This window comes from Spiractinospora alimapuensis (assembly GCF_018437505.1).
Classification (GTDB): Bacteria; Actinomycetota; Actinomycetes; order Streptosporangiales; family Streptosporangiaceae; genus Spiractinospora; species Spiractinospora alimapuensis.
Genome location: NZ_CP072467.1, coordinates 426,754 through 452,095 on the forward strand (window position 1 = coordinate 426,754; position 25,342 = coordinate 452,095).

Genomic DNA, 25,342 nt, shown 5'->3' on the forward strand with positions numbered 1-25,342 from the left:
GGGGACACCATGGCACTTCCGTTGCGGTACCACAGGCCGGTTCCGGTGCAGAGCCAGTCATACGCATCCACCTGGGATCCGTTCTCGGAGATCGATGATCTGTGGTCGCGGATGACCAACCTGTTCGACCAGGTGGCACCGGATCGCGCCACCAGGGACACCAGCGCCTGGGTACCGGTGGTGGAAGCAGAGGAGCACGACGACGGCTACGTCGTCAAGGCGGAGCTGCCCGGCCTCAAACGGGAGGACGTCGACATCGACGTGCGCGACCGCGAACTGATCATCCGCGGTGAGACGACGACGCGGGACGAGGAGGGGAAGGAGAGCACGAAGACCGAGACGATGCTGCGCCGTCGTTCCGGCTCCTTCTACTACCGCACCTCCCTACCCGCGGACGTGGACACCAAGAGCATCACCGCCTCGATGCGGGACGGAGTGCTCAGCGTCGACCTGCCGCGCGGGCAGGAGGAGTCCGCGCGCAAGGTGGAGATCACCAGCGAATGACTTCCTCCCCTCCCGGGCGGGAAGGGACCATCCTCCGCGGGCCTGAACCAGACGTGTTCTCGGACCGCGACGGGGGTAGGGCGGGCCAGTGTCCTTCGCCGCGTTCACGCGACGCGGCGCCGGCGAGCCGCGGACCGGACACGACCACACCCGGGTGAGCCAACGCGTGGCGGCCGGGAGGTTACCGGTGACCCGCGCCGTAGGGTGCGTGTGGTGGGGCGGGGCCGGTCGGTGACGGTGCGCCGACCGGCCCCGTACTCGATCGTGAGATCGACCCCGTGGTCGTCGCGCTCCTGCGCCACCGTCGGGGAGGGTGGCTCTGGGCCACGGCCTTCGTGGATCCTGCTTTCACCGCCACTAGCGCGGGGTTCACCACCTGGCTCGCGACGACGAACTCCGTGAGCGCCACGGCGTGGCTTTGGCTAGCACCGTCGTGGGGACTCTGAGCCTCCTCAGACGCGGGGGCTCGCCTGCGGATCCTGGACGAACTCCACCCTGCCCGCTGAACCGTCCACGGTGATCACGTCGCCCGTCGTGATCAGGGTCGTCGCGTCCCGGACGCAGATCGCCGCCGGGATCCCGTACTCGCGCGCCACCGTCGGTCCGTGCGCGATCGGCGACCCGGTCTCGGTCACCAGCCCCGCCGCGGTCATGAACAGCGGAGTCCAGCCCGGGTCGGTGGTGGGTGCCACCAGGATCTCCCCCGGGCGTACCTCGGCGCCACGTGGGTCGCGCACCACCCGCGCCGGGCCGGTGGCGCGACCCGGCGCCGCCGCCATCCCCACCAGGGTTCCCTCCGGCGCGTCGGGCGCCGCCAGTTCGGCCTCAACGTCGGTCCCGTCGGAGAGCAGGACTCCGGGGACGTAGTGGCGGCGGGACTCGCGGGCGTGGACGGCACGCCGCTGGGCCACCAACGCCCGATGATCCACCCCGTGCCGGACCATCTCCCCCAGTTCGGTCAGATCCAGGAACATCACGTCGTCGGCCTCGGCGAGCCGACCCGCGTCCCGCAACCGCTCACCCACCGCGAGCAGGGATCGACGCGACTCGGCCAACGCGTACAGCCACACGAACTTCGGCAACTCCCGCAGGCCGCCCAGCTCCCGTGCGCGCTGGAGGAAGAACCCCGCCAACCACGCGCGCACCGGGCGGGTCCGGCCCGCCCGACGTACCAGCGTCGCCGCGTGCCGTTGGGCCTCCTCGGCCGCGCGGGCGAACCGTCGGGGCGGCGCCTGCTCCGGGTCCTCCACCCGCAGGTAGCCGGCGATCGCCGCGAGGACCGGGGTGGGGTCCTCCCGCCATCGCGGGTTGCCCACGTCCACCTCACCGGCCGCCCGGTGCCCATAGGTGCGCAGGAATCCGGACAGCCCGAACTCCGGGAGAGTGCCGGCGAGATAGCGTTCGGCGAGCTCGGCGGGCGGCGTGTCCCGGAGCAGGTCGCCGTGTTGCGCGGCGCGCCGCGACACCTCCCACAGCGCGAGGTCCATCTCGGTGGTGACGTTGTGCGGCATCCCCCGGAACACCGCGGAGATCTCGGCGGTGTCGGCGACGCCGCGCAGCAACAGTCGTGGGACCTGCTGGGCGAGCATGCCGGCGCCCAGAGGCGGGATCAGGGACCCCATTCTGACGCGCATGAACGCCACCTCGATCCCGGTCGCGCGTTGCAGTTCCCGCTCAGCGGTGACGGTCGGACCCAGGGGAACGATCCGGTCGCGCGTTCGGCGCATCGACGCGAACGCCTTCGCGCGTGCGTGGGCCGGGCGGGCCAGTGCGGCGGCTGTGCCCGCGATCAGGGGACCGGCCAGCGACGCCGCGACCCGGAGACTCGGCCCCCACGGGACGGATCGTCCCGGCCGTGGTGCGAACCGTGGATCGGACAGGGCGTGCCGTACCGCCTTGGCGGCCGTGGGGCCGTAGGCGCTGAGGGAGGGCCCCAACCGGTCTCGTGTCGTCCGGTCGCGTAGGAACGGCGTCAGGTCGACGTACATCCGTCCACCGACCGCCGTCATCACGTCCGCGGCCTGCGCCCGGGTGATGCTCACGCCGACACCGGCGAGCCAGTCCACCAGTACCTGGTGCAGGAGCGACATCCCCATCGGGGTGACCGGCCGCACCAGGCCCTGCATGTGTCCGACGTGGAAGTACAGGTGGGTGTCGGCGTCCTTGGCCGGTGGGAGCGGGAACAGCGTGGTGATCGGGCGGGACTGCAGCAGCCATAGTGTCCCGGCGGTGTCGATCGCCCACTCGGCGTCCTGGGGAGCACCGAAGAGGTGTTGGAGACGTTGACCTGCCGCGCGCAGCACGGCGAGGTCCTCGCGGCCCAGACACCCCGACGTCGCGCCGAGCGCGTCCTCGCCGAGGACGTAGTGGTCGGTGTCCCGCGCGCCGTCCACCACGCCCGTGCCCAGCCCGGCGACTGCGTCGACCACCATCTCGGTGCGTGCGTTGGTCAACGGGTTCGCGGTGAACAGGACGCCGGCCGCGCGGGGGCGCACCATGCGCTGCACCACCACCGCCATCGCGGCGTCGTCGATCGTGTGGGCGCGGCGGTAGGCGACGGCCCGCTCGCCCGTGAGGGAGTCCCAGCATCGTTGGACGGCGTCGAGCAACGCCTCGACGCCCACCACGTCCAGCAGCGTGTCCTGTTGGCCCGCGAAGCTCGCTTCGGGCAGGTCCTCCGCGGTGGCGCTGGAGCGAACCGCGACCGGCGTGTCCTCCCCCAGCCGCGCGTAGGCGGCACGCAGCGCCTCACGCGGAATCTCACCCCGTCGGAACGGCTCGGTGGTGAGACAGAAACCATCGGGCACACGCTCCCCGGCGCGGATCATCTCCCCCAGTCGCGCCGCCTTGCCCCCGACCAGGTCCAGCATGCTCGCGCGGGCCTCGGCGAGTGGGATCACGTCCATGGCGGGACCTCGTCTCTGTTCGGTGTCCTCGGGCGCGCCGGGCGACGTGCGCCGAGGATTCTCCCCCGCCCTGATCGTCGCCAAAACTGACCATAATGGCCGACTGTTCGCGAAACGATGGCGGCGCCTCCGGGGCACGCCGATGATGGGGCGCGGCCGGTCGCACGGTTGGGACGAGGACGGTGGTGGATGAGTCGCGGCGCCGCTGGGGACGATGACCCGCTCGCGTGGGACGCCGACTTCGTCCCCGACGACGACCAGGACGACGAGGAGGATGACCCGGGCGACGCGGAGTGGCCGGTCCTCCTGGGGGCGGAGGACCCGACCGTCCCGGTCCATCCCGACATGGACGTCGTCGACGACTTCGGCACGATCGACGACTACATCGACGAGGCGTTGGGTGTGGTGGGGCCGTCGCGCTGGGTCGCCGTGGTCGACGTGCAGGTACTCCTCATCGCCCAGGAGTCGGTGCTGCTCGTGCGCCGCGCCAACACCGGCTTCTGCGACGGGATGTGGAGCCCGCCCACCGGTCGGCTACGTGCGATGGAGTCGGTCGTGCTGCGCGCCGTCCGGGAGGCCGAGGAGACGCTCGCGGTCAGCGTCGACCCCGAACGGTTGCGCTTCCTCCACGTGACCCACTATCGCAGTGACTCCGACCGGGTGGTGTTCGTCTTCGCCGCGACCGCGTGGGACGGAGAGCCCGCCAACGCCGAACCCCACGAGCACGACGCGCTCTCGTGGTTCCCGTTGGACGCGCTGCCCGAGGAAACGATCGCCTGCACGGTGGCGGCGATCGCCAACTACCGTGCCGGGCGTCCCTTCAGTCTCCTCAACTGGTGGTGACGCGTCCCCTCACCCAGGTGCCGTTCCCTGGACGAAGGCGAAGCGGTCGGTGTAGCGGAGAATCGACTCGGGGTGCGCGCGGCGCATCTCGGCTGTGCCCTCGGCCAGCTCATCCTCGGTGAACGTGAACAACACCGACATCCATCGGTTGTGCTGGACGAGACGGATGTAGTGTTCACGATCCACGGCCACGTCGAACTCCTCGTAGCGGAGTTCGGTGTCCAACCCAGTGGCCCGCATCGCGGTGGCGAGATCCTCCGGCTCGGGCTGGTTCGCGGCGAACCGGTCCAGGGCCGCCTGGAACAGGGGGTACTCCAGCCGGGGCGGCAGGCTCACCACGAGGAGCCGCCCGCCGGGGGCCAGGCGTTGGCTCAGGCCGTGAATGGTTCCGGCGATGTCGCTCACGTGGTGGATGGTCTCCTTGACCAGGATCGCCTCCACCTGGTCGTAGGGAAGGCTGGCCGCGCCCGTGGCGACCGCCTCGGCGCCGGCGTGGACGGTGCGGATTCGTGGGTCGGCGGGCACCTGGTCCAGCATGTGGCGCGAGGGGTCGACACACAGTAGCGGGGTGTCCGGGCTGACCGAGGGCAGCAACCCCCGCACGAATAGCCCCGTCCCTCCCCCGATGTCGGCGACGCGGTCGCCGGGCCGAACCCGCAGCCACTGGGCGATACGGTCGTTCATCCAGGTCACGTAGGCGTCACTGTGCGCCCAGTTTCCGTCGTAGTCGTCGGCCAGATGCTCGTAGTGCGCGGCGACGGCGTCGTGCACGAGCCATCCCTCCCGGGGAACCGATCGGGTGCGGTCGAATCTCGACCCTAGGCACGGATGCCCCCCAGCGGTCAAACCTCCAGCGTGGACCGCCCGGCCGTTCCGACCCGGCGCGCCGGCGCGTCACTCCCGGTCCGCGTATTGGTGGCACCGGCCAGGGAACACCTCGCCCACCGCGTCCCAAACAGCGGACACGGCCATGGAGGAGAGCTCACCCGTGGCGCCGGCCGCCGGCCCCCCGACCGAGGCGGGTCCGCTGTTGCCGACATCGAACATGGTGCTGGCCAAACCGACGATCAGCGATTGGAGACGCAACGCCGCCCGCTCGGGGTCGAGGTCCGGATCCACCTCACCGCACTCCACACCGTTGGCGATCGCGACGGCCAGGCGGGTACGAATCCGCCGCCCGGTGTCGGCGGCGGTGCGCGCCAACTGGGGATCATCGGCCGCGAGCCCGCCGAACGCGCGCATCACACGCTGTTCCCCCCAGCGTTCATCGTCCAGAGGCAGGAGCTCCAGGAGACTTTCCGCCACGACCTCGCGGATCGAACGGCGGTGCGCGGGCGCTGCCGCGATGTGCTGGCCGGCACGAGCCTCCACGTCGGCCATCGCCTGGGTGTAGGCGCAGCGCAACAGGTCGTTCTTGTGCGGGAAATAGTGCTGTACCAGGCCGACGGAGAACCCCGCCTCGGCCGCGGTGCGGGCGACGGTCACGCCGGGCAACCCCCTGGCCGCGGCGACAGTGCGAACGGCCCGTGTGATCTGGCCGCGACGGAGTTCATGGTCGGCGACGCGTGGCATGACATAACCGTATCAATGTATGGTTATGCGGATTCCAATATCCCAATACGGTTATAGGGGCGTCATGATCCTCTCCATGCGCGGCGCCATAGCACTCGTGGCACTCCTCCTCGCCGTACCGGCGGCGCCACCCGACGTCGACGACGACCTCCTCTCCAGGGTCGACTCCACACTGGAGGAATCGCTGTCGGACACCGGCGTTCCCGGACTGGCCTACGCCGTCGTCACCCCGGACGGCGCGCAGCGCGTCGGCGCGTTCGGGCACGACGGCAACGACGCCCCGGTCACCGCCGACACCCCGTTCCTGTGGGGGTCGATCGCCAAACCCGTGGCCTCGACCGCGGTGTTGACGCTGGTCGAGTCCGGCCAGGTGGAACTGGACGCGCCCGTGCGTCGCTATCTGCCCGAGTTCGACCTCGCCGGTCCGAGCGACATCTCCCGTATCACCGTGCGTCACCTGCTGGAGCAGACCAGTGGATTCCCGGAAGACACCCCTCTCACCGACCGCTTCGACGAAATTGGCGACCCCTATGAGCGTGCGGTGCGTGACCTGGCGGACATCGCCCCCCAATCCGAACCAGGAGTCGCCCACACCTACTCGAGCGTGAACTACCTCATCATCGGGGCGATCGTCGAAGCGGTCACCGGCGAGTCCTACACGTCCTATCTGCGCCGCGCGGTGCTCGAACCGCTGGAGATGGACACCGTGATCATCGAGGACTCCGACGGACAAGGACTCCCTCCGGGCCACCGGGTCACCTTCGGCAGACCCGTCGCCTTCGACGCACCCTACGACCCGGCCGGCGCGAGCTACGGGGGCTATATGGGCGGGACCGTGGAGGATCTCGCGGCCTTCGCCACCGTCCACCTCAACGGAGGGGAGGTGGGCGGCCAACGTCTCCTCGAGGCCGAACAGGTGGCCGAGGCGCACGAGGGTGCCATCACGCTCAGCGACTCGATGTCCTATGGACTCGGATGGCGTGAGGACAGTCGAAATCAGGACCTCGGTACCGTCACCTACTGGCACGGCGGGGCCGTGAGCGGCTACCACGCCATCGTCGTGTTGCTGCCGGAGGCCGGATACGGGCTCGTCGTCCTGCAGAACGCCTACAGCGATTTGCTGGACGACCAAGTCGTGTCGGTCGGACTCAACGCGGCGCGGATTCTCGCCGGTGGGACGGGCGAGGTGCCCGCGTCGGCCCCGGCCTACTGGTGGCTGTTGGTGGCGTTGAGCACCGTCGTCGTCACCGGCGCGGCTCTCACCGTGGACACGGTCCGTCGTCTCTTGGGCGTTCGCTCGGCGGAAGGAGAAGGTCCCGCACCGGCGCGCCGCGTCTGGGCGCCAACGCTCGCATGGGTGCTGGGCGCAGCGTGTGTGGCCTGGCTCGCCGTGGTGGGTTTCCCTGCCTGGGCGGGCTTTGGAATGCGGACCATACTGCTGTTCACCCCGGACATCGGCTGGCTGCTCGTCGCGATCGCGGCGACGGGGATATGCGTGGCGGGCCTGCGGATCGCGCTGGCGGTCGTTCGGACCCGGGCGCGGCGGTCTCGAGGGGCCGTCTAGAGTGCGAATCGGACATGGATTCGTGGGAGTAGGAGCGGTATGAACCTGGAGGAACGGGGACCGGGGTTCGCGGCGTTTTGGACGGAGCGCCACCTGGCGACCTTGACGACCCTGCGCGCCGACGGGACTCCGCACGTGGTGCCGGTGGGGGTGACCCTCGACGTGGCGCGCGGCGTGGCCCGGGTCATCACCAGCGGCGACTCGCTCAAGGCGCGGCTGGTCGCCACGAACGCCGGCGCGGAGGGCGCTCCGGTCGCGGTCTGTCAGGTGGACGGCCGGCGCTGGTCGACGCTCGAGGGGCGCGCGGTGGTCCGCGACACCCCCGAACAGGTCGCCAGCGCCGAGGCCGCCTACACCGACCGCTACAAGCCGCCGCGGGACAATCCCCGCCGGGTCGTCATCGAGATCACCGTGACCCGGGTCAAGGGCAACGCGTGACACCGCGCGGCCTCGGCCGATCCGCTCACCGCGGCGTGGTCAGGCGCGCGAAGAAGAACCGGATGTCACCCACCAGGTCGGCGGGGTGCTCAAGCCCCGGGAAGGTCCCCCCACGGGGGAACTCCGTCCAGTGGATGATGGTGGGGTTGTCCCGCTCGGCGAACCTCCGGATGGGGCGCACGATGTCGGCGGGGAACACCGCGACCCCCATCGGAACCGTGGGTTCGGCGATCGTCACCCCCTCCTCCGCGGCGTGGTCGGGAGTGTCGGGCGACTCCACGAACGACCGCGCGCTGGAGCCCGCGGTGCGGGTGAGCCAGTAGAGCATGACGTTGGTCAACAGCGCGTCCCGGGACACCTCGCCCAGTCCCGGGCCGTCGGTCCACTCCTGGAACACGTTGGCGATCCAGGCCAGCAGCCCTATTGGTGAGTCCGTCATGGGATAGGCGTAGGTCTGGGGACGAGTGGACTGGATCAGTTTGAACCCGTACAGCTCCCGCATGTAGTAGTCCACGCGTTCCATCCGGCGCTGTTCGGCGTCGCTCAGCCCCTCCAGCTCGCCCGGGTCCCCCGAGGGCCAGGAGATGAGGCCGTTGGTGTGGACGCCGATGACGTGCTCATGGTCGATGATCCCCAGTTCACGGGAGATCCACGTCGCCCAGTCCCCGCCCTGCGCGCCGTAGCGCGTGTACCCCAGGCGACGCATGAGTTCGGCCCAGGCCCGTGCGACCCGTTCGGCGCCCCATCCCATCTCGTGCGTGGGGCCGGACAGGGTGTAGCCCGGCGGGGTGGGGACCACGAGGTGGAACGCCTGGGTCGGGTCGCCGCCGTGGGAGCGGGGGTCGGTGAGCGGGCCGATGACGTCGAGGTACTCAACGATCGAACTGGGCCATCCGTGCGTGATGACCAGCGGCGTCGCGTCGGGCTCGGGGGAACGCACGTGCAGGAAGTGCACGGTGGCGCCGTCGATCTGGGTCGTGAACTGCGGTAGGTCGTTGATCCGGCGTTCCCAGGCGCGCCAGTCGTAGCTGGTGCTCCAGTGGTGGGTGAGCCGCTTGAGCTCGTCGAGCGGGACGCCCAGGCTCCAGTCGGGCGTCGGTGCAGGGTCCGGCCAGCGGGCGCGGTCGAGCCGTTGGGCGAGGTCGTGGAGTTCTCCGTCCTCGACGGCCAACGTGAACGGGTGGATTCGGGTGTCGTCCTGGTGTGGGGACACAGACGCCTCAATTCATAGTACGGCGTACGAGATTACTTGACCCTATAACGTACGGGGTACGGAGATATTCCGTCGACCAAGGAGGAGTTCGCGATGGCACGCCACCAGAGCGGGGCGGGGGATCCGGTTCGGAGTCTGCGACTCCTGTGGCAGGACCCAGAGACACCCGTGCGCCGGGCCCGCGGCCCCCGGCCCGCGCTGCGTCTCGTGGAGATCGTGGAGACCGCGCTGCGTGAGGCCGACGCCAGTGGGATCGACGCGGTCTCAATGCGTCGCCTCGCCGACTCGCTGGGCGTCGGCGCCATGTCGCTGTACACCTACGTCCCGGGCAAGTCCGAACTGGTGGACCTGATGGTCGACGCGGCACACCGCACCCTCTACCGCGAGTCCAGCCCGCGTGACCTCCCCGGGTGGCGGGACCGGCTGGACCTCGTCGCCTGGGAGAACTGGCACCTGTACCGACGCCACCCGTGGTTGTTGGACGTCGACGTGTCCAGCCGGCCAACGCTGGGGCCGGGAACCACCGCCAAGTACGACTCCGAACTCGCCGCGGTGGACGGAATCGGCCTCGACGACCTTCAGATGGACAGTGTCGTCGCCCTGGTCGTCGGCCACGCCCAAACCTCGGCCCGGGCCGCCGAGGCCAGGACGCGCACGCGGCTCGCCAGCGCGCACGACGACGAGGAGTGGTGGCGGCGGTGGGAACCCGAACTCCGGCGTGTCCTGGACCCTACGCGGTTCCCTCTCGCCACACGGGTCGGCCAGCACGTCGGCGAGGCCACCGCGACCGCCCACGATCCCGAGCGCTCGTTCGTGTTCGGCCTCAACCGCATCCTCGACGGCGTCGCCCAGCTCATCGCCGCCGGTGGGGGCGACAACGCCGGAGCCACCTGAGGCGTGGCCCCCGGTTAGCCCTCTCCCGGAGGGTTACTCCGAGGTCGTGGTGCGCACCGAGGTCGCCAACGGTTTCTCCCGAATGAAGAAACTCAGCACGAAGCCGCACACCAGCAGCGGAACCGCGTAGAGGAACACCGGGGGAAGCGCCCCCGCGAAACTCCCCACGATGGTGTCCTGTACCGCGTCGGGAAGGTTGCGCAGGGCCTCCGGCGTCAACGAGCTGAGGCCGGCCTCTCCGCCCTCCAGCTCGAACCCACCCGGGACCCGCGAGTCCACCTCGGTGTTCAGACGGGAGACGAAGATCGAGCCGAACACCGCGATCCCGAACGACGCCCCGATCTGACGGAAGTAGTTCGACGCCGACGTCGCCGCTCCCAAGTGCTCCGGCGGCGCCGTGTTCTGCACGATCAGGACCAGGTTCTGCATGATCATGCCGACGCCCAGGCCGAGGACCAGCATCGCCGTCGCGTTGTACAGGTAGGGGGTGGAGGCGTCCATGCGGGACAGCAGCGTCATCCCCACGGCCGTCACCGCTGTGCCGAGGATCGGCCAGATCTTGTAGCGACCGGTGGCGGTGATGAGCCGTCCGGTGGTGATACTCGCGGTCAGCATCCCCACGATGATCGGCAACATCAACAGTCCGGAGGCCGTCGCGCTTACCCCGTTCACCATCTGCAGGAACGTCGGCAGGTAGGCGACCCCGGAGAACATCGCGATCCCCACCGTCACCCCGATCACGCTGGCGAGCACGAAGTCACGGTCGCGGAACAGGCTCAGCGGGATGATCGGCTCGCTGGCACGGCGCTCCACGAGGACGAACAGGACGGCGGTGACCACGGTGCCCACCCCCAGACCCACGATGACCGGGCTGGACCAGGCGTACTCCGATCCGCCCCAACTCGTGAACAGGACCACGCAGGTGCTCGCCGCGGCCAGGAGCACCGTGCCCAGGTAGTCCAGCCGCGGCCGGGGGCCACGCCGAGGGCTGCCGGGCAACACGAGGGCGATCACCAGCACGGCGACGGCGCCAAGCGGCAGGTTGATGTAGAAGATCCACCGCCAGTCCAGGTGGTCGGTGAAGAACCCGCCGAGGATCGGCCCGGCGACCGAGGCCAGACCGAACACGCCACCGATGAGACCCATGTAGCGACCTCGCTCCCGCGGGGACACCACGTCGGCGATCACCGCCTGGGCGCTGATCATCAATCCGCCGCCGCCGAGCCCCTGCAGCGCGCGGAAGGCGATGAGCTGCGTCATGTCCTGGGCGATCCCGCACAGGACCGACCCCACGAGGAACACCACGATCGCGAACTGGAACACCCGCTTGCGGCCGAAGAGGTCGCCGGCCTTGCCGTAGATCGGCATACCGATGGTCGCGGCGAGCATGTAGGCGGTGATCACCCAGGACAGGTGCTCGAGCCCGTTCAGTTCGCCCACGATCGTGGGCAGCGCGGTGGACACGATGGTCTGGTCCAGCGCGCCCAACAGCATCGCCAACATCACGGCGGCGAAGATCCACCAGATCCGCCGCCGAGGCAGCCCTGTCCCCGGGCCATCCGGCTCCGGAGAGGGAGGTGGCGAGTCCGTGGGCCGGTCGGTAGCAGTCATGAACGCCCTACTTACGTCGTCGTGGCTGGTCGCGCGGCGGCCAGACGTGGGGCCGGGACGGCCGGGTCAAGGACGGGGGATGTGCCGAGCGGAGTGTGGGACCGCCGACGGTCACGGGCCGTCGGCGGTGGAGAAGGCCGCGCGCACGGTCGCGAACGTCTCCTCGAACAGGGAGGTGAACTCCTGGGCGCCGGAGTGCGGCTCCGCCGCGGCGCGCCGCATCGCGAGCCGCGCCGTACCCGTGGCGATCATCGCGATCGCCTGCGGACGCACGTCGTCGGGGTCGTCCCCCAGACGATCGGCGACCGATTCGGTGACGAAGCGTTCCATCGCCGCGAACACCGCCATGACCTGCGGCATCAGTTGTGGTTCGCGTTCCAGTAGCTCCTTGCGGCGGTGCATGTCCTCCAGGAAGACCCGCACCTCGCGCGGGTCCTCGTCCATGGCGGAGGAGAAGAAGACCTTCAGGTCGGTGATGAGATCCCCGCTGGGGCCTCCGTCGACGAACCGCTGCCACGCCTGTGGTCCCGGGCGGGGTGGTCCGCTGCCCACCAGGGCGTCGTCCTTCGACGAGAAGTAGTTGAAGAAGGTGCGGGTCGACACGTCCGCCGCTGCGGCGATGTCGTCGACGGTGACGTTGTCCAATCCGTCCCGGATCGCGAGCTCGACCGCCGCGCGTTCCATCGCCAGGCGGGTGGCGCGTTTCTTGCGTTCCCGCAGTCCCGGTTGGGCGTCGTTCACCGTCACACCCAAATTATTGCAGAAACTGCAAACATGCGCGTAGTGAATATGTGCGTGACATGCACCTCAGCGGTGCGGTGGCGGAGAACCCGTGCGTTGGCGGAGGAGATGGGCGCGAAGGCGGCGCCGGCGGGTCAGGGTCACCAGCTCGACCGTCGCGCCGAGCAGGAAGCCGAGGAGCACCGGAGCACCGCCCGCGACGAACACGGACAGGATCGTGGCCGTCGTCGCCGCGCCGTCCTCGCCGTGGGCGACGGCGTAGCGCTGTCCGTCGGATGGATCGCCACAGAAGACGGTGTACTCCCCGGGCTCACCCACCGAGAACGCCGTCACCAGCCGCCAGTACTCCCCGTCCACTTCACCCTGGTGGTCGACGACCGTCGCGCCGAGTGACGCGCCGGGGTCGGGACCCCGCCAGGTCGCGGTCAAGGTCGGACGCGGTGAGATCGGGATCGTCACTGTAGAGGTGCCAGGCGCGACCTCGTTGGTCGACCGCGGCCACGGTGAACGTCGCCGCGTGACCGCTCGGGAACCGCGCCGTGAAGTCCGGCGGCTCGACCGCGCACACGAACACGACGGCGAAGCCGATGACCCACAGACCCCCGCCCAGTACCACGGACGGGGGAGGACCTCGGAGGGAGTCACCGCGTTTGGACGCACACCCTCTGTGTGACACCCGCGGTGTGGGGGGCGACCGGCCGTCGCCCCCCACGGGTGTCAGCGCTTCTCGATCGCGACGAACTCGCGCGCCGCCGAGCCGGTGTACACCTGACGCGGGCGGTTGATCTTCGTGGCGGGGTCGTGCTTCGCCTCACGGAAGTGCGCGATCCAGCCCGGGAGCCGGCCGATGGCGAACAGCACGGTGAAGAAGTTCGTCGGGAAGCCCATGGCCCGGTAGATCAGGCCGGTGTAGAAGTCGACGTTGGGGTAGAGCTTGCGCTCGACGAAGTACTCGTCGGACAGCGCCGTCTCCTCCAACGCCTTGGCGATGTCCAACAGCGCGTCGTCGCCGGCGAGACGGTCGATGAGCTTGTCGGCGTGCGCCTTGACGATCCGCGCGCGCGGATCGTAGTTCTTGTAGACACGGTGCCCGAAGCCCATGAGCTTCACGCCGTCTTCCTTGTTCTTGACCTTGCGAACGAAGGAGGCGACGTCACCACCGTCGGCGCGGATGCCCTCCAGCATCTCCATGACCGCGGCGTTGGCTCCACCGTGCAGCGGACCGAACAGGGCGTTGATCCCGGAGGAGACGCTGGAGAACAGGTCGGCGCCCGAGGATCCCACCATGCGCACCGTGGAGGTCGAGCAGTTCTGCTCGTGGTCGGCGTGCAGGATGAACAGCAGGTCCAGGGCCTTGACGACCTCGGGGTCCAGCGCGTAGTCCTCGGCGGGGACACCGAAGGTGAGGCGCAGGAAGTTCTCCACCAGCCCCAGGTCGTTGTCCGGGTACAGCAGGGGGTGGCCGATGGACTTCTTGTGGGCGTAGGCCGCGAGCGTCGGGAGCTTGGCCATCAGCCGCGCCGTGGCGAGGTCGAGGTTCTCGTCGTCGTTGGGCTCGAGGCTGTCCTGGTAGAAGGTGGAGAGCGCCGACACCGCGGACGACAGCACCGGCATGGGGTGGGCGTCCCGGGGGAAACCGTCGAAGAACCGTTTCAGGTCCTCGTGCAGCATGGTGTGCCGGGTGATGCGTCCGGCGAAGGCGTCGTACTGCTCCTGGGTGGGCAGCTCGCCGTAGATGAGGAGGTAGGAGACCTCGAGGAAGTTGGCCTTCTCCGCCAATTCCTCGATCGGATACCCGCGGTAGCGCAGGATCCCTGCGTCTCCGTCGATGTAGGTGATCGCGGAGGAGCAGGCTGCGGTGTTCACGAAACCGGGGTCGAGTGTGACCATGCCGGTGTCCGCCAGCAGCCTCTTGACGTCGATTCCGCGAGCGCCCTCGGTCCCGCTGGTCACGGGCAGCTCCAGCTCCGTGCCTTCGTAGCGCAGTGCGACGGACGGGGTAACTGAGGTCGCATCGGGCATGTGAGTCCCTCTCCAGGTCTTTCGGGAACGAGGTGTCAGTCGCTTGCCGCCGTTCGCGCCGGTCAGCGGGGCGACCTCGGTACTGTCTCCCGTTGAAGTCTGATCTGGTCCTACGGTAACGACTGACCAGCACGATGAACGCGGCGGGGTGAGCGCTGATCGCTCCGTTGCTTGTTGGTGGTTCACGTCGGCTGGCGCGGCAAGCTTTATGAGAGTACTTCTACCCGCTGAGCCCGCACGACAACCCGGACAATCTATGTCAAACCCGGCGTTCTACGGTGGTCTGGGCGGTGCGGACGGGGCGATGCCGGGGGCGTTGGAGGCACAGGTCACCGTTGTGGGTTGCGTCACCGACGGTGATGCGGGGATGCCGGTGCCCCCGTGCGGCGGTGGCAACAGTCCCCACACACGCCCGCGCCGGGCACCCGGTAGTACAGGCAACAACTGCGGCGGACGAAGGTCGTCAGCGGATCGGGAGTCGGCTCGGCGAGCCCCCGCAGCGGAACCTGGTCCAGGAGGCGGGTGGTCACCTCACGGACGACCGCGGCCTGGTCCGGGCGGGCGGCCGCCAGTGCGCGAGCGGAGCCCGCGAGGGACGAGACGGCGTTCCCCCACAGCATCCGCACCGAGATGCGACCCCGCCGGCGCAGGGCCTCGAACGTGGGAGCCAGGGCCGCCTCCACGACATGCGCGCGCAGCGCGGCCACCCCCGCCGTAGGGTCGCCGCGCCCCACCACGTGCGCCGAGTCGCGCGCGAACCCCAACGTCAAAGAGCCGCCCGGAGGTTGTCGCCAGACCAGCGCCTCGGGTGCGGCGACCACGCCGTGACACACGACCGTCGCGAGCGTCGGCGACAGCAGGCGCGACGCCAGACCCTGGCCGAACACGGAGGCGGCGACGCGCCACTCGACGTCGGCGGGCGCGCACCCCAGGCGTTCGGCGAAGCGCTCCGCGACGGCGGCGACCTCCGCGTCCAACAGCGGGGGGTCCTCCCACAACGCGGACAACGAGTGCCAGCCAGGCTCCTCCGCGGAGTGCCAGCCAGGCTCCTCCGCGGCGGCGGCCAACGAGAAGAACGCGTTGACACCCGCCACGTCCCGGACCGCCTCGCGCAGCGTCGTCACCACTCCCCCTCGCTGTCGTGTCACCACCCCGATTCTCCCCGAATCCCCTCGTGGTGGGTCCAGGCGCCCTCCCCACCGACGCGGAAACCGTTGGTGTCCCCGGACGTGGCGCACTACGCTCGGGGGTATGCCTGGACCGCTGCCCGTCACCGACTCCCTGGTCATCCCGGAGTCGGACCTCAGCGTGCGGTTCTCCCGCGCGTCGGGCCCGGGAGGACAGGGCGTGAACACCACCGACAGTCGGGTGGAGCTCTCGCTGGACCTCGCGCACACCGGCGCGCTGACCGAGGAGCAGCGTGACCGTGCGTTGGCGCGGCTCGCGGGTCGCCTGGTCAACGGGGTGCTGACGGTGAGCGCGTCGGAGTACCGCTCCCAACTGCGCAACCGCCAGGCCGCGGAGGAACGCGTCCAGGACCTGCTGCGCGATGCGGTGGCCCCACCGCCACCTCCGCGTAAGCGCACCAAGCCCTCCCGGCGCGCGAAGCAGCGACGCCTGGACGCGAAGAAGCGCAGGTCCCAGGTCAAGCACCTTCGCCGGGGAGGCTGGGCCGACTGACCCCTCCGTCGTAGCCGGGGCTCGGCGGAACCATCGATCCCAGCCAGCCTCTTTGTTCCCGCCCATCCTTTTTGGGATGCTGTGAGGGTGGTGAGTCAACCGACAACGAACCCCGTTCCACAGGGTGTGCCGGACGTGCTGGGGCCCGAGTACACCGCGATCACGCTGCCCTTGGGTCAGGACGAGGAAGGCGACGTCGTCGCGACACTGGTGCGGCGCAGAGCGCCCGTCGACCACGGCCGCGCGGTCCTGCACCTGCACGGCTACACCGACTACTTCTTCCAGGCGCACGTCGCCGACTTCTACGTGGACCGGGGCTACCACTTCTACGCCCTGGACCTGCGTAAGTGCGGACGGTCGCTACGGGACTACCAGACCCCGAACTTCTGCCACAGCCTCACCGACTACATCCCCGAGCTCGACCGCGCCGTCGACATCATTCGCCGCCAGGACGGGGTGGACACACTCGTCCTCGAGGGGCACTCCACCGGCGGTCTCCTCGCCGCGCTGTGGGCGCACCGGGTGCGGGGCCGAGGCGTCGTCGACGGGGTCGTCCTCAACAGCCCCTACTTCGACCAGAACGTGGCCCCGGGGCTGCGGCCCGCTCTCGACCCCCTGTTGTCGATGCTCGCGGCGCGCACCCCCAAGGCGCGCCTCCCGATCGGTATGCGCGAGGGCTACGGACAGAGCATCCACGTCGATGACCACGGCGAGTGGAACTACGACCTCACCCTGAAGCCCCATGGTGGTTTTCCGATCCGACTGGGGTGGCTCGCGGCCGTCCTGCGCGCGCAGAGCGTGGTCCGCCACGGGCTCGCCATCGACGTACCGGTGCTGGTGCTCGCCTCCTCCCGCAGTCGACGCTCCCCCCGCTACAGCGAGGAGGGGCGCGCGGCGGACACGGTGCTCAACGTCGCGCACATGGCCCGTATCGCCCCCCGCTTGGGCAAGGACGTCACCTACGCCACGGTGGAGGGCGGCATGCACGACGTCACCCTCTCCGACCCGGCCGCGCGGGAGATCGCCTTCACCGAGCTCGCGGACTGGTTGGACCGCCACTACACGAGCACGGAGGCGCCGACGCCCCCGCACGCGTGACCGCGATGACCCGCGCCGCGTCCCTTCCTAGGGTGCGGCGTCGGCGACGATGACGACCAGGTCGCGGTACTCCCACTCGACCCGGGGGGTCAGACCCGCCGCGCTCAGCCAGTCGAGTTGCTCGTCCCTTCCGCTGGGCGTGTCGAACACCCCGTCGATCTCGGTGTGGACGTCCCGCGGGTCCGATGGGACGACGATGTCGGCCAGGGTGAAGCGTCCGCCGGGCCGTAGCGCCGCCGCGACGCGGGTGAAGAGGTCGGCCTTCTCCGGTCCGTCGAGGTGGTGGATGGCGAGGGTGGAGACCACGGCGTCGAACCCTCCCTCGGGGAGGGGGTCCTGGAGCCGTTGGGTCACCAGGTGGGTCGAGTCGGGCAGTTGGGTGCGGGCTCGGTCCAGCATGGACGCGTTCTCGTCCACGCCGACCACGGTGGCCGTCGGGTGGGAAGCGAGGATCCGCAGGGTGGTCTCCCCGGTCCCGATTCCGAGGTCCAACAGGCGACGGACGGGGCGCTGGGCGAACGCGGCGGAGGCGTGTCGCTGCAGGCCGTCGTAGTCGGCGATCTCCTCGTCCATGAGTGCGCGGTAGGTGGTCGGGTCGAACGCGAAGGATTCGCTCATATCCGCCTTCTACCACGCGCGAACGCCGCACGCACCGTGTTTTCCCGGCCGGCGCTCCTGGCGCGCGGTCATTGTCGGTAGTGCTCGACCTCGTTCTCCGAGCGCAGTGCCGCCTCGTTAGGATCCTGGCCGAACTCGCGCCGTGCCCGGCGCTGACGCAGCAGGTCCCAACACTGGTCGAGCTGTCGCTCCAGTTCCGCGACCCGGGCTCGGTCCTCGTCGGTCGAGCCGCCGGAGGCCAGGGCGCTCCGCAGGTCGCGTTCCTCCTGCGTCATGTGCTTGATCCTGGCGAAGATGTCGTTGTCGACGCTCATAACCCACCCCGAATCATGTGCTCGTCAGGTTACTCATTGTAGTTGTCCGGCCTCTGGGGTGGTGGTGGAGAACGACTAGAGTCGCACCCATGGGTGAGGAGACGACACCGACCAGCCCGTCGGGTGAGTCGGGTGAGGGGCAGCCGCGTCCGCTGCCGCCGGGGCCACCGTCCACACGCGCGGATCGGTGGTTGTGGGCGGTGCGCCTGCTCAAGACGAGAGCCGAGGCGGCCCAGGCGTGTCGTGGTGGACACGTACGAGTGAACGACCAGTCCGCGAAGGCGGCCAGCCCGGTGCGGGTGGGGGACGTCGTCAAGGTGACCGCCCATGGTCAGACACGGATCGTCGAAGTCACCCACGTGCTGGAGAAGCGCGTGGGCGCTCCTATCGCCCAGCGCTGCTACGTGGACCGGACTCCCGCACCTCCCCCACAGCAGGCGACCCCGGTCGCGCGTCGGGACCGAGGGGCCGGCCGTCCCACGAAACGCGATCGCCGTGTGATTGACCGGACCTTCGGATCGCGGCAGAGTTAACGCGCCCAATATCACTGCCGGTGAGTTTTACTCGAGGTTCTCGGTAAAACGCCATTCATGGTTACGCAAACGCACGGGAGTTTTTTTCCTTTGTGATGAAAAATGTCCCGGTTTGTGCATCAATTTGTCACCCGCGCTGCGGAGGGTGTTGCCGGTAGCTCTTGATCTACGACACCGAGGAGTGCCGTGACGTTGCAGGTTCCGTTAATCCCGCACACCCGTACCTCCGCTCCCGCGCCCCGCACTCGCCGTTGGGTGCGGACCGCGGCCACGACGGCTGTCAGCTTCGCGTTCCTGCTGGGTGGAACCGCGACGGCCAACGCAGACACGGTGGAGAGCGACGACGTCGAGAGCGCGAGCTGGGGCATGCCCCGGCCCGACCTGATCGACGTCGCGCACCGTGGGGCGTCGGCGTACGCGCCGGAGAACACGCTGGTGGCCTACGAGGTCGCGGACGATCTGGGCACGCACATGGCCGAGATCGACGTCCAGCGCACCGCGGACGGCGAGCTCGTGCTGATGCACGACGTCACCCTGATTCGCACCACAAACGTCGAAGAGGTGTTCCCGGACCGCGACTCCTACAACGTCGGCGACTTCACCCTGGAGGAAATGCGTCAGCTCGACGCGGGGTCGTGGTTCGACGAGTCCTTCGCCGGCGAACCCATCCCGACCCTCGGTGAGGCGCTCGACCTCTTCGAGGAGCTGGACCTGCCCATGCTCCTCGAGGCGAAGTCCACGAGCCTGTATCCGGGGATCGAGGAGGACATCGCCGAGGAACTCTGGCAGCGCTCCTACTGGAACCGGCCCGGCCGTCCATTCGAGCCACACCGCCTGGTGATCCAGGCGTTCGAGTGGGACACCATGGAACGCTCCAAGGAGCTGTTGCCACGGATTCCGCACGGGCTTCTCGGTCGCGTGGACGAGTCGGAGATCGAGGACTACGCCCAGTGGGCGGACCAGATCAACCCGAACCAGAACACCATCGACGCCGACTACGTCGAGGCGGTGCAGGACGCGGGTCTGGAGATCTACGTCTACACCGTGAACAGCGAGAGCGACATCAATCGGGCGATCGACAACGGTGTCAACGGGATCATCAGTGACTACCCGGACCGCGTGCTGGAGATCATGGCCGAACGCGATGTCTGACTGAGTCGTCCGTAAGCGGTTCTCGGGGTGTGGTGCCGGTTGGTACCACACCCCTTTCGTCGCGGTGCTACCGATATCACCCAATAGTTACGGATCGCGACCTGATGCGGCCACACCGTTGACGGAAAGCCGAAGCCCCCCGGCACCGTTGAGACATGTCTCACATCCCCCCGCCACGCAAACGCCGCGTAATCCACCGATTCGGTCCGGCCCATCGCCGATCACTCGCCGCCCTCACCACCCTCGCCCTCCTGCTGTGCGCGTGTGGGGACGACGGAGACGCCCCCGAAGCACAGGACAGATCAGAAGAGGAACGAGAGGACGAACAACAACCCCCCGAGCCGCGCACCGTCACCGTCCTGGGCGCGGGTGACCTCCTCATCCACAGCACGGTGTGGCAGCAGGCCGAGGCGCACGGCGACGGCACCTTCGACTTCGCCCCGATGATGGACGGCCTCGCCCCCACGATCGGTGAAGCCGACCTCGCCCTGTGCCACCTCGAGGTGCCGCTCGGTGAACCCGAGGGGCCCTTCTCCGGATACCCCATGTTCCAGGCGCCGCCCCAACTCACCGACGCCCTGGTGGAGTGGGGCTACGACGGCTGCTCCACCGCCTCCAACCACACCCTTGACCAGGGCACCGACGGCATCGTGCGCACGCTGGACGCGTTGGAGGACGCCGACCTCGGCGCCGCCGGCAGCGCACGGGACGAACAGGAGGCCGCGGAGACACAGATCTACGAGGTCGCCACCGACGACGGGGATCCGGTGAGCGTCGCGCAGCTCTCCTACACCTACGGGTTCAACGGGATGACCCTGCCCGAGGGGCAGGAGTGGATGGGCAACCTGATCGACGCCGAGACGATCCTCGCCGACGCCCAGACCGCGACGGAGGCCGGGGCCGACCTCGTCACGGTCGCGATGCACTGGGGTGAGGAGTACGTCCACGACGCCACACAGGAACAACGGGACCTGGCCGCGGAGCTGCTCGCCTCCGAGGACATCGACGTGATATTCGGCCACCACGCCCACGTCGTGCAGCCCGTCGACGAGTTCGACGGCGACTGGGTCATCTACGGGATGGGCAACCAGCTCTCCGGCCAGCACGTCGTTGGCACCCCCCAACGGGAGGGGGCCATGGCCCAGGTCACCTTCGTGGAGGACGCGCAGGGGCAGTGGAGCACCGACGCCGTGGAGATCGTGCCGACGTGGCTGGCCACCGACCCACTGCGCGTGGTCCACCTCGCCGACGAACTCGCCGACCCCGATCTCCCCGACGCCCAGCGTGAGGAGTTCCAGGGCGCCTACGACCGCATCACCGGACACATCGACGGTCTCGGCGCCCTGGACCACGGAGCGGAGGTCACCCCGGTCGACTAGCTCCCCGTCAGCGGGGAGTCACCGCGCGCCGTGAGGAACGCCCGGAGGTGTCGCAGGAGCTCCTCCGGGCGTTCCTCGGGAACGAAGTGTCCGCAGCGCTCGATCGCGGTGCCCGTCACGTCCTCCGCGTACTCGCGCCAGATGTCCAGCGTCGGTAGCCGCGCCGGCAATCCCACCGACCCCCACAGGGCCAGGAGCGGGGCGGTGACGCGGCGCCCGGCCGTCGCGTCCTCCTCGTCGTGGGCGAGGTCGACGTCCTGCGCCCGGTAGTCGTCGAACCCCGCGCGGAGTGCCCCGGGGCGGGAGAACGCACGCACGTAGTCGTCAACGGCCTCGGGCGGCAGCGCGTCCCGGTTGTAGGTCCATCGCTCGAAGAAGTACTCGAGGTAGCCGCGAACGTCCGGTGAGACCAGGCGTTCAGGGAGGTCATGTTGCATGTGAAACAACCAGTGCCAGTAACCGGCGGCGACCGTCGCGTCCAGGCGGCGGAACATCTCCCGCGTCGGTACGACGTCCAACACGACGAGCCGGCTGACCTGGTCGGGCCGGTCCAGCGCCCAACGGTGCCCCACCCGGGCTCCGCGGTCGTGGCCGATGACGGTCGCTGAGTCGAAGCCCAGATGTTCGACGAGTCCGGCCATGTCGGCGGCCATCTGACGCTTGTCGTAGCCGTGTCCGGGCTTGTCGCTCGTGCCGTAGCCGCGCAGGTCCGCGGCGACGACCGTGTGGTCCCGCGCGAGGTCGTCGATGACCAGGTCCCAGCACCGTCGGGTCTGTGGCCACCCGTGGAGAAGCACCAACAGCGGGCCGTCGCCGGCGCGGGTGTAGCCGATGCGCACGCCCTCCACCTGAGCGAAGTCGTGGTGACGGACCGGGTCTTGCGTCATTTCTACCTCCAGGGGGATCAACCGAGCGCGAAGAGGGTGATGCCGTGTTCGCGCAGCAGACGACGTTCGCCGGACGTGACGGGGTCGCGTCCGGTCGCCTTGGCCACCATAACGGCGTCGTCCCGGCCCAGGGAGGACGCCGCGTCGACGGGGGTCGGGCCGAGCAGGAGATCGACGACGGCGGACAGGCCCGCCGGGCTGCTCCATCGGTCGGTCGCGGTCCCCTTGGCGAGGTCGATGCCGTGGAGGACCAGTTCGACGACGCGGGTGAGGACGTAGTCGCGAAGGAGCATCGCGTCGCCGTGTCGCGTGCGGACGATCCGGTCCGGTGGTTGCGTGGCGCACTGGTGGGCGACCGTTCGCCATGTGTGGTCGAAGTGGTCGATGAGCGCCGCCCTCGTGGGGAACGCGTGGGCACGGTGGCGGGCTGACTGGACGCGTTCGTCACTGGCCGCGGTCGTGAGTGCCTGCCCCTCGAGGTAGTACCGGGTGGGGTCGGTGTCCGCGACCGTCGGGGGGTCCGGCGCGCGGAGCATGGCGGGCACCCGCTCCACCGTCATCAGGACGTGGGCGAAGAGCTCCCGGTTGCTCCACGGAGGGCATGGCGAGGGCAGGTCCCACGCCGCCCCGGGGAGAGCGCGTGCGTTGGCGGTGAGGCGCTCGGCCTCGGCCCGCATCGCCGCGATCTCGGGGAGGTGGTCCTCGTCCATCACGGTGCCCGGAACTCGACGAACCGGTCGCTGGCGGCGACGATCTCCGTGGTCATGGGGGTTGCGCCGTGACCGGCCCCGTCGACGAGAACGAGTTCGGCGTCGGGCCAGGCGCGGGCGATGCGCCAGGCGACGTCGGGAGGCCCGCTGATGTCACGGCGACCGTGGATCAGGACGCCCGGGATGCCGGCGAGGTGTGCGGCGCCGCGCTCGAGCTCACCGTCGTCGAGGAAAGCGGCGTTGCTCCAGTAGTGGGTGACGAGGCGGGCGAAGGTCATACGGAACGCGGGATCGGCGTAGCGCGGGTTGGGGCTGTGGGGGGCGGCGGCCGCGACGTGGGTGTCCTCCCACGCGCACCAGTCGCGGGCGGCGCGTTCCCGTACCGCGGGGTCCGGGTCGGCGAGGAGTTGGGCGTAGGCGGCCGCCAGCTCGTGGTCGCCGTGCGCGGTGGGCGCGCCCGCCCGGAGGCGGTGCCAGGCCTCGGGGAACACGCGTCCCATGTCGCGGGTGATCCACTCGACCTCGCGGCGGGTGGTGTTGGTGACGGCGCACAGCAGCACCGCGTTCACCCGGCGGGGGTGGCGTTGGGCGTAGGCGAGGCCGAGGGTGCACCCCCAGGAGACGCCGAAGACGACCCAGGAGTCGATGCCGAGGTGTTCGCGGAGCCGTTCGATGTCCTCGACGAGATGGTGGGTGGTGTTGACTGTCAGGTCCGTCGCGGGGTCGCCCGCGTCGGGCGTGCTGCGACCGCTGCCGCGCTGGTCGAACAGGGTGATCCGGTAGGCGTCCGGGTCGAAGAACCGCGCGAGGTCGGGATGGCTGCCGCTGCCGGGGCCGCCGTGCAGGACGACCACCGGGGTTCCCTCAGGGGTGCCCCGGGACTCCCAGTAGACGCGATTCCCGTCGCCGACGTCGAGCATTCCCTGGGCGAAGGGCTCGGTCACGCTGTAGCCCGCGGACATGACATCCCTTCCGTTGTGAACCGGGTTCGTGATCCTACCGGTGGCCCGCAGGCGCAGCTAGGGGATCGGTCGGGGCGGTGCCGGGGGATCACCGGATGTCCTGGATGTCCGATTCTGGGATGATCATCGTCGTTGGATCTCTTACGTGGCAGGGGTTAGGCGATGGCGCGGGTCTCCCGACGGGCGGTACTGAAGTACGGGGCGATTGGGATGTCGGTGACGGCGCTCGCTTCCGGTGGCGGAGTCGGGTGGGCGTTCCTGGACGCGACGACGGACACCGCCGACCGGTTGGACTTCGACAATGCGTTGGCGATCCCTCCACTCGCCGACTCCGAGGTCGACGACGACGGGCGGCGAACCTTCGCGCTGGAGGCCGACATCGGCGAGCTCCAGATTCATCCCGGCGAGGCGACGACGACGTGGGGGCTCAACGGCGACTATCTCGGTCCCACACTGCGAGCCACCCGGGGCGAAACCGTCGCGATCAGCGTCACCAACAACATCGGGGAGACCACGAGCCTGCACTGGCACGGCATGCACCTGCCCGCCGCGATGGACGGAGGCCCCCACCAGGAGATCGACCCCGGGGACACCTGGACCCCCACGTGGACGATCGACCAGCCGGCGGCGACCCTCTGGTACCACCCACACCCGCACGGCGCGACCGCGCAGCACGTCTACCGGGGGGCGGCCGGTCTGTTCCTCGTCGACGATCCCGAGGCGGACGCGCTGGGGCTGCCCAGCGAGTACGGCGTCGACGACATTCCCGTGATCGTCCAGGACAAGAACTTCGACCGGGCGAACCAGTTCAACGAGTCACCGACCCTGATGGGCGACGTCGGCATCGTCGGGGACACCATCCTGGTCAATGGGACCCACGCCCCCTACCTGGAGGTGGGCCACGAACTCGTGCGGCTTCGCCTGCTCAACGCCTCCAACGCCCGGGTCTTCGCGTTCGGCTTCGTCGACGAACGCGAGTTCCAGCTCATCGCCACCGACGGAGGACTGCTCCCCGCTCCGCACACCATGACCCGGATCCAGCTCTCCCCCGGTGAACGCGCCGAGATCCTGGTGTCCTTCACCCCCGACGAGGAGGTCGTGCTGCGCGGCTTCCCGCCCGACCTGGGGCGGGTGGGCGCCTGGTCGAGCCGGTTCGACGGCGGCGACGACACCTTCGACATCCTCCAGGTCCGAACCGCCTCGGAGCTCCACTCCGCCCCGGCGATCCCCGAGGAGTTGGCCCCCGCACCCGATCTGGATCTCGACGGAGTCGAGAACCCCACCCGGGTCTTCCAACTGGCGGGGCGCAGTATCAACAACGAGCACATGGACATGCGTCGGATCAACTTCGCCACCACCGTCGACTCCGTGGAGATCTGGGAGGTGTTCAACGGCCACGCCACCCACCACAACTTCCACGTCCACGACGTCCAGTTCCAGGTGATCAGCGTCGACGGCGTCGAACCTCCGCCGGAACTGCGGGGTTGGAAGGACACGATCTTCCTGCCGCCCTACGAGCGCTTCCGGATCGCCATGCACTTCAAGAACTACACCGACCCCGACGTGCCGTACATGTACCACTGCCACATCCTCTACCACGAGGACCAGGGCATGATGGGCCAGTTCGTCGTCGTCGAGCCCGGCCAGGAACCGGGACTGCCCGAAACCGACCACGCGGCGCACTGACCCGCGAGGCGTCGG

At 69.4% G+C, this 25,342-nt stretch carries 25 protein-coding genes; 11 read left to right on the forward strand and 14 right to left on the reverse strand.

Annotated features, from left to right (window positions below):
- Nucleotides 1–9: 9 nt before the first annotated feature.
- Nucleotides 10–504, forward strand: a complete 495-nt coding sequence (locus tag J4H86_RS01835) for an Hsp20/alpha crystallin family protein (protein WP_236541452.1) — start codon at nt 10–12, stop codon at nt 502–504.
- Nucleotides 505–956: 452 nt separating this feature from the next.
- Here the strand turns inward: J4H86_RS01835 and J4H86_RS01840 are convergent, their stop codons facing one another.
- Nucleotides 957–3,410 carry a PEP/pyruvate-binding domain-containing protein gene (locus tag J4H86_RS01840; RefSeq protein WP_236541453.1) on the reverse strand — a complete coding sequence of 818 codons (2,454 nt, stop codon included), beginning with the start codon at nt 3,408–3,410 and terminating at the stop codon, nt 957–959.
- 189 nt (nt 3,411–3,599) lie between these two features.
- Between J4H86_RS01840 and J4H86_RS01845 the strand changes: the two genes are divergently transcribed.
- Complete coding sequence (locus J4H86_RS01845) at nt 3,600–4,253, forward strand: NUDIX domain-containing protein (protein WP_236541454.1); 654 nt, start codon at nt 3,600–3,602, stop codon at nt 4,251–4,253.
- A 9-nt stretch (nt 4,254–4,262) separates the two neighbouring features.
- Here the strand turns inward: J4H86_RS01845 and J4H86_RS01850 are convergent, their stop codons facing one another.
- Both J4H86_RS01850 and J4H86_RS01855 read right to left on the reverse strand, forming a co-directional pair.
- Nucleotides 4,263–5,024 (reverse strand): class I SAM-dependent methyltransferase, encoded by a 762-nt coding sequence (locus tag J4H86_RS01850; protein ID WP_236541455.1) that lies wholly within the window; start codon nt 5,022–5,024, stop codon nt 4,263–4,265.
- A 123-nt stretch (nt 5,025–5,147) separates the two neighbouring features.
- Nucleotides 5,148–5,825: a TetR/AcrR family transcriptional regulator gene (locus J4H86_RS01855; protein WP_236541456.1), complete on the reverse strand. Its 678-nt coding sequence runs from the start codon at nt 5,823–5,825 to the stop codon at nt 5,148–5,150.
- A 76-nt stretch (nt 5,826–5,901) separates the two neighbouring features.
- On the opposite strand from J4H86_RS01855, the gene J4H86_RS01860 reads away from it, so the two are divergent.
- Together J4H86_RS01860 and J4H86_RS01865 are read left to right on the forward strand one after the other, a co-directional pair.
- Nucleotides 5,902–7,389 carry a serine hydrolase domain-containing protein gene (locus tag J4H86_RS01860; RefSeq protein ID WP_236541457.1) on the forward strand — a complete coding sequence of 496 codons (1,488 nt, stop codon included), beginning with the start codon at nt 5,902–5,904 and terminating at the stop codon, nt 7,387–7,389.
- A gap of 39 nt (nt 7,390–7,428) precedes the next feature.
- A complete protein-coding gene (locus J4H86_RS01865) occupies nt 7,429–7,827 on the forward strand; it encodes a pyridoxamine 5'-phosphate oxidase family protein (protein WP_236541458.1) in 399 nt (132 codons plus the stop codon).
- Nucleotides 7,828–7,852: 25 nt separating this feature from the next.
- On the opposite strand, the gene J4H86_RS01870 is transcribed toward J4H86_RS01865, so the two are convergent.
- A complete protein-coding gene (locus tag J4H86_RS01870; protein ID WP_236541459.1) occupies nt 7,853–9,040 on the reverse strand; it encodes an epoxide hydrolase family protein in 1,188 nt (395 codons plus the stop codon).
- Between the two features lie 93 nt (nt 9,041–9,133).
- Here J4H86_RS01870 and J4H86_RS01875 point away from each other — a divergent pair, with 93 nt between their 5' ends.
- Nucleotides 9,134–9,934: a TetR/AcrR family transcriptional regulator gene (locus J4H86_RS01875; protein WP_236541460.1), complete on the forward strand. Its 801-nt coding sequence runs from the start codon at nt 9,134–9,136 to the stop codon at nt 9,932–9,934.
- Between the two features lie 33 nt (nt 9,935–9,967).
- Here J4H86_RS01875 and J4H86_RS01880 read toward each other — a convergent pair whose 3' ends face one another.
- The 5 genes from J4H86_RS01880 to J4H86_RS01900 all read right to left on the reverse strand — a co-directional run bounded on the left by J4H86_RS01880 (nt 9,968) and on the right by J4H86_RS01900 (nt 15,456).
- Nucleotides 9,968–11,545 carry an MDR family MFS transporter gene (locus J4H86_RS01880; protein WP_236541461.1) on the reverse strand — a complete coding sequence of 526 codons (1,578 nt, stop codon included), beginning with the start codon at nt 11,543–11,545 and terminating at the stop codon, nt 9,968–9,970.
- Nucleotides 11,546–11,656: 111 nt separating this feature from the next.
- A complete protein-coding gene (locus tag J4H86_RS01885; RefSeq protein ID WP_236541462.1) occupies nt 11,657–12,292 on the reverse strand; it encodes a TetR/AcrR family transcriptional regulator in 636 nt (211 codons plus the stop codon).
- 60 nt (nt 12,293–12,352) lie between these two features.
- Entirely contained in the window at nt 12,353–12,715 is a 363-nt protein-coding gene (locus J4H86_RS01890) for a hypothetical protein (RefSeq protein WP_236541463.1), read from the reverse strand.
- Nucleotides 12,716–13,003: 288 nt separating this feature from the next.
- Nucleotides 13,004–14,308, reverse strand: coding sequence for a citrate synthase (locus J4H86_RS01895; protein ID WP_236541464.1), 1,305 nt, complete (start codon nt 14,306–14,308; stop codon nt 13,004–13,006).
- A 347-nt stretch (nt 14,309–14,655) separates the two neighbouring features.
- A complete protein-coding gene (locus J4H86_RS01900) occupies nt 14,656–15,456 on the reverse strand; it encodes a (2Fe-2S)-binding protein (RefSeq protein ID WP_236541465.1) in 801 nt (266 codons plus the stop codon).
- A 103-nt stretch (nt 15,457–15,559) separates the two neighbouring features.
- Here J4H86_RS01900 and arfB point away from each other — a divergent pair, with 103 nt between their 5' ends.
- Nucleotides 15,560–15,988 (forward strand): alternative ribosome rescue aminoacyl-tRNA hydrolase ArfB, encoded by a 429-nt coding sequence (gene arfB / locus J4H86_RS01905; RefSeq protein WP_236541466.1) that lies wholly within the window; start codon nt 15,560–15,562, stop codon nt 15,986–15,988.
- Nucleotides 15,989–16,078: 90 nt separating this feature from the next.
- Entirely contained in the window at nt 16,079–17,086 is a 1,008-nt protein-coding gene (locus tag J4H86_RS01910) for an alpha/beta hydrolase (RefSeq protein ID WP_236541467.1), read from the forward strand.
- 27 nt (nt 17,087–17,113) lie between these two features.
- Here J4H86_RS01910 and J4H86_RS01915 read toward each other — a convergent pair whose 3' ends face one another.
- The gene (locus tag J4H86_RS01915) at nt 17,114–17,704 is read right to left on the reverse strand and encodes a class I SAM-dependent methyltransferase (protein WP_236541468.1); all 591 of its coding nucleotides are present in this window, start codon (nt 17,702–17,704) and stop codon (nt 17,114–17,116) included.
- Nucleotides 17,705–17,772: 68 nt separating this feature from the next.
- Complete coding sequence (locus J4H86_RS01920) at nt 17,773–18,018, reverse strand: DUF2630 family protein (RefSeq protein WP_269134518.1); 246 nt, start codon at nt 18,016–18,018, stop codon at nt 17,773–17,775.
- An 89-nt stretch (nt 18,019–18,107) separates the two neighbouring features.
- On the opposite strand from J4H86_RS01920, the gene J4H86_RS01925 reads away from it, so the two are divergent.
- The 3 genes from J4H86_RS01925 (at nt 18,108) to J4H86_RS01935 (ending at nt 21,082) form a co-directional block, all read left to right on the forward strand.
- Nucleotides 18,108–18,551, forward strand: a complete 444-nt coding sequence (locus tag J4H86_RS01925) for an RNA-binding S4 domain-containing protein (RefSeq protein WP_236541469.1) — start codon at nt 18,108–18,110, stop codon at nt 18,549–18,551.
- Nucleotides 18,552–18,737: 186 nt separating this feature from the next.
- The gene (locus tag J4H86_RS01930) at nt 18,738–19,703 is read left to right on the forward strand and encodes a glycerophosphodiester phosphodiesterase (RefSeq protein WP_236541470.1); all 966 of its coding nucleotides are present in this window, start codon (nt 18,738–18,740) and stop codon (nt 19,701–19,703) included.
- Nucleotides 19,704–19,858: 155 nt separating this feature from the next.
- Nucleotides 19,859–21,082: a CapA family protein gene (locus tag J4H86_RS01935; protein WP_236541471.1), complete on the forward strand. Its 1,224-nt coding sequence runs from the start codon at nt 19,859–19,861 to the stop codon at nt 21,080–21,082.
- Here J4H86_RS01935 and J4H86_RS01940 read toward each other — a convergent pair.
- Genes J4H86_RS01940 through pip form a run of 3 tightly spaced genes read right to left on the reverse strand, consistent with a single transcriptional unit; the run spans nt 21,079 to nt 23,641 of the window.
- On the reverse strand, nt 21,079–21,969 hold the full coding sequence (locus tag J4H86_RS01940; protein WP_236541472.1) for an alpha/beta fold hydrolase: 891 nt from the start codon (nt 21,967–21,969) through the stop codon (nt 21,079–21,081). The two genes, J4H86_RS01935 and J4H86_RS01940, sit on opposite strands and share 4 nt — an antisense overlap.
- A 17-nt stretch (nt 21,970–21,986) precedes the next feature.
- Entirely contained in the window at nt 21,987–22,679 is a 693-nt protein-coding gene (locus J4H86_RS01945; RefSeq protein ID WP_236543869.1) for a maleylpyruvate isomerase N-terminal domain-containing protein, read from the reverse strand.
- Entirely contained in the window at nt 22,679–23,641 is a 963-nt protein-coding gene (gene pip / locus J4H86_RS01950; RefSeq protein ID WP_236541474.1) for a prolyl aminopeptidase, read from the reverse strand. The genes J4H86_RS01945 and pip overlap by 1 nt, the downstream gene beginning before the upstream one ends.
- Nucleotides 23,642–23,803: 162 nt before the next feature.
- On the opposite strand from pip, the gene J4H86_RS01955 reads away from it, so the two are divergent.
- Complete coding sequence (locus tag J4H86_RS01955; RefSeq protein ID WP_236541475.1) at nt 23,804–25,327, forward strand: multicopper oxidase family protein; 1,524 nt, start codon at nt 23,804–23,806, stop codon at nt 25,325–25,327.
- The last annotated feature ends 15 nt before the right edge of the window (nt 25,328–25,342 follow it).

Coding starts and splice junctions, on each gene's coding strand:
- J4H86_RS01880 (WP_236541461.1), bottom strand. CDS start 11,545: ATGACTGCTACCGACCGGCCCACGGACTCGCCACCTCCCTCTCCGGAG.
- J4H86_RS01865 (WP_236541458.1), top strand. CDS start 7,429: ATGAACCTGGAGGAACGGGGACCGGGGTTCGCGGCGTTTTGGACGGAG.
- J4H86_RS01845 (WP_236541454.1), top strand. CDS start 3,600: ATGAGTCGCGGCGCCGCTGGGGACGATGACCCGCTCGCGTGGGACGCC.
- J4H86_RS01945 (WP_236543869.1), bottom strand. CDS start 22,679: ATGGACGAGGACCACCTCCCCGAGATCGCGGCGATGCGGGCCGAGGCC.
- J4H86_RS01925 (WP_236541469.1), top strand. CDS start 18,108: ATGGGTGAGGAGACGACACCGACCAGCCCGTCGGGTGAGTCGGGTGAG.
- J4H86_RS01915 (WP_236541468.1), bottom strand. CDS start 17,704: ATGAGCGAATCCTTCGCGTTCGACCCGACCACCTACCGCGCACTCATG.
- J4H86_RS01940 (WP_236541472.1), bottom strand. CDS start 21,969: ATGACGCAAGACCCGGTCCGTCACCACGACTTCGCTCAGGTGGAGGGC.
- J4H86_RS01935 (WP_236541471.1), top strand. CDS start 19,859: ATGTCTCACATCCCCCCGCCACGCAAACGCCGCGTAATCCACCGATTC.
- J4H86_RS01895 (WP_236541464.1), bottom strand. CDS start 14,308: ATGCCCGATGCGACCTCAGTTACCCCGTCCGTCGCACTGCGCTACGAA.
- J4H86_RS01855 (WP_236541456.1), bottom strand. CDS start 5,825: ATGCCACGCGTCGCCGACCATGAACTCCGTCGCGGCCAGATCACACGG.
- J4H86_RS01920 (WP_269134518.1), bottom strand. CDS start 18,018: ATGAGCGTCGACAACGACATCTTCGCCAGGATCAAGCACATGACGCAG.
- pip (WP_236541474.1), bottom strand. CDS start 23,641: ATGTCCGCGGGCTACAGCGTGACCGAGCCCTTCGCCCAGGGAATGCTC.
- J4H86_RS01860 (WP_236541457.1), top strand. CDS start 5,902: ATGCGCGGCGCCATAGCACTCGTGGCACTCCTCCTCGCCGTACCGGCG.
- arfB (WP_236541466.1), top strand. CDS start 15,560: ATGCCTGGACCGCTGCCCGTCACCGACTCCCTGGTCATCCCGGAGTCG.
- J4H86_RS01835 (WP_236541452.1), top strand. CDS start 10: ATGGCACTTCCGTTGCGGTACCACAGGCCGGTTCCGGTGCAGAGCCAG.
- J4H86_RS01840 (WP_236541453.1), bottom strand. CDS start 3,410: ATGGACGTGATCCCACTCGCCGAGGCCCGCGCGAGCATGCTGGACCTG.
- J4H86_RS01955 (WP_236541475.1), top strand. CDS start 23,804: ATGGCGCGGGTCTCCCGACGGGCGGTACTGAAGTACGGGGCGATTGGG.
- J4H86_RS01875 (WP_236541460.1), top strand. CDS start 9,134: ATGGCACGCCACCAGAGCGGGGCGGGGGATCCGGTTCGGAGTCTGCGA.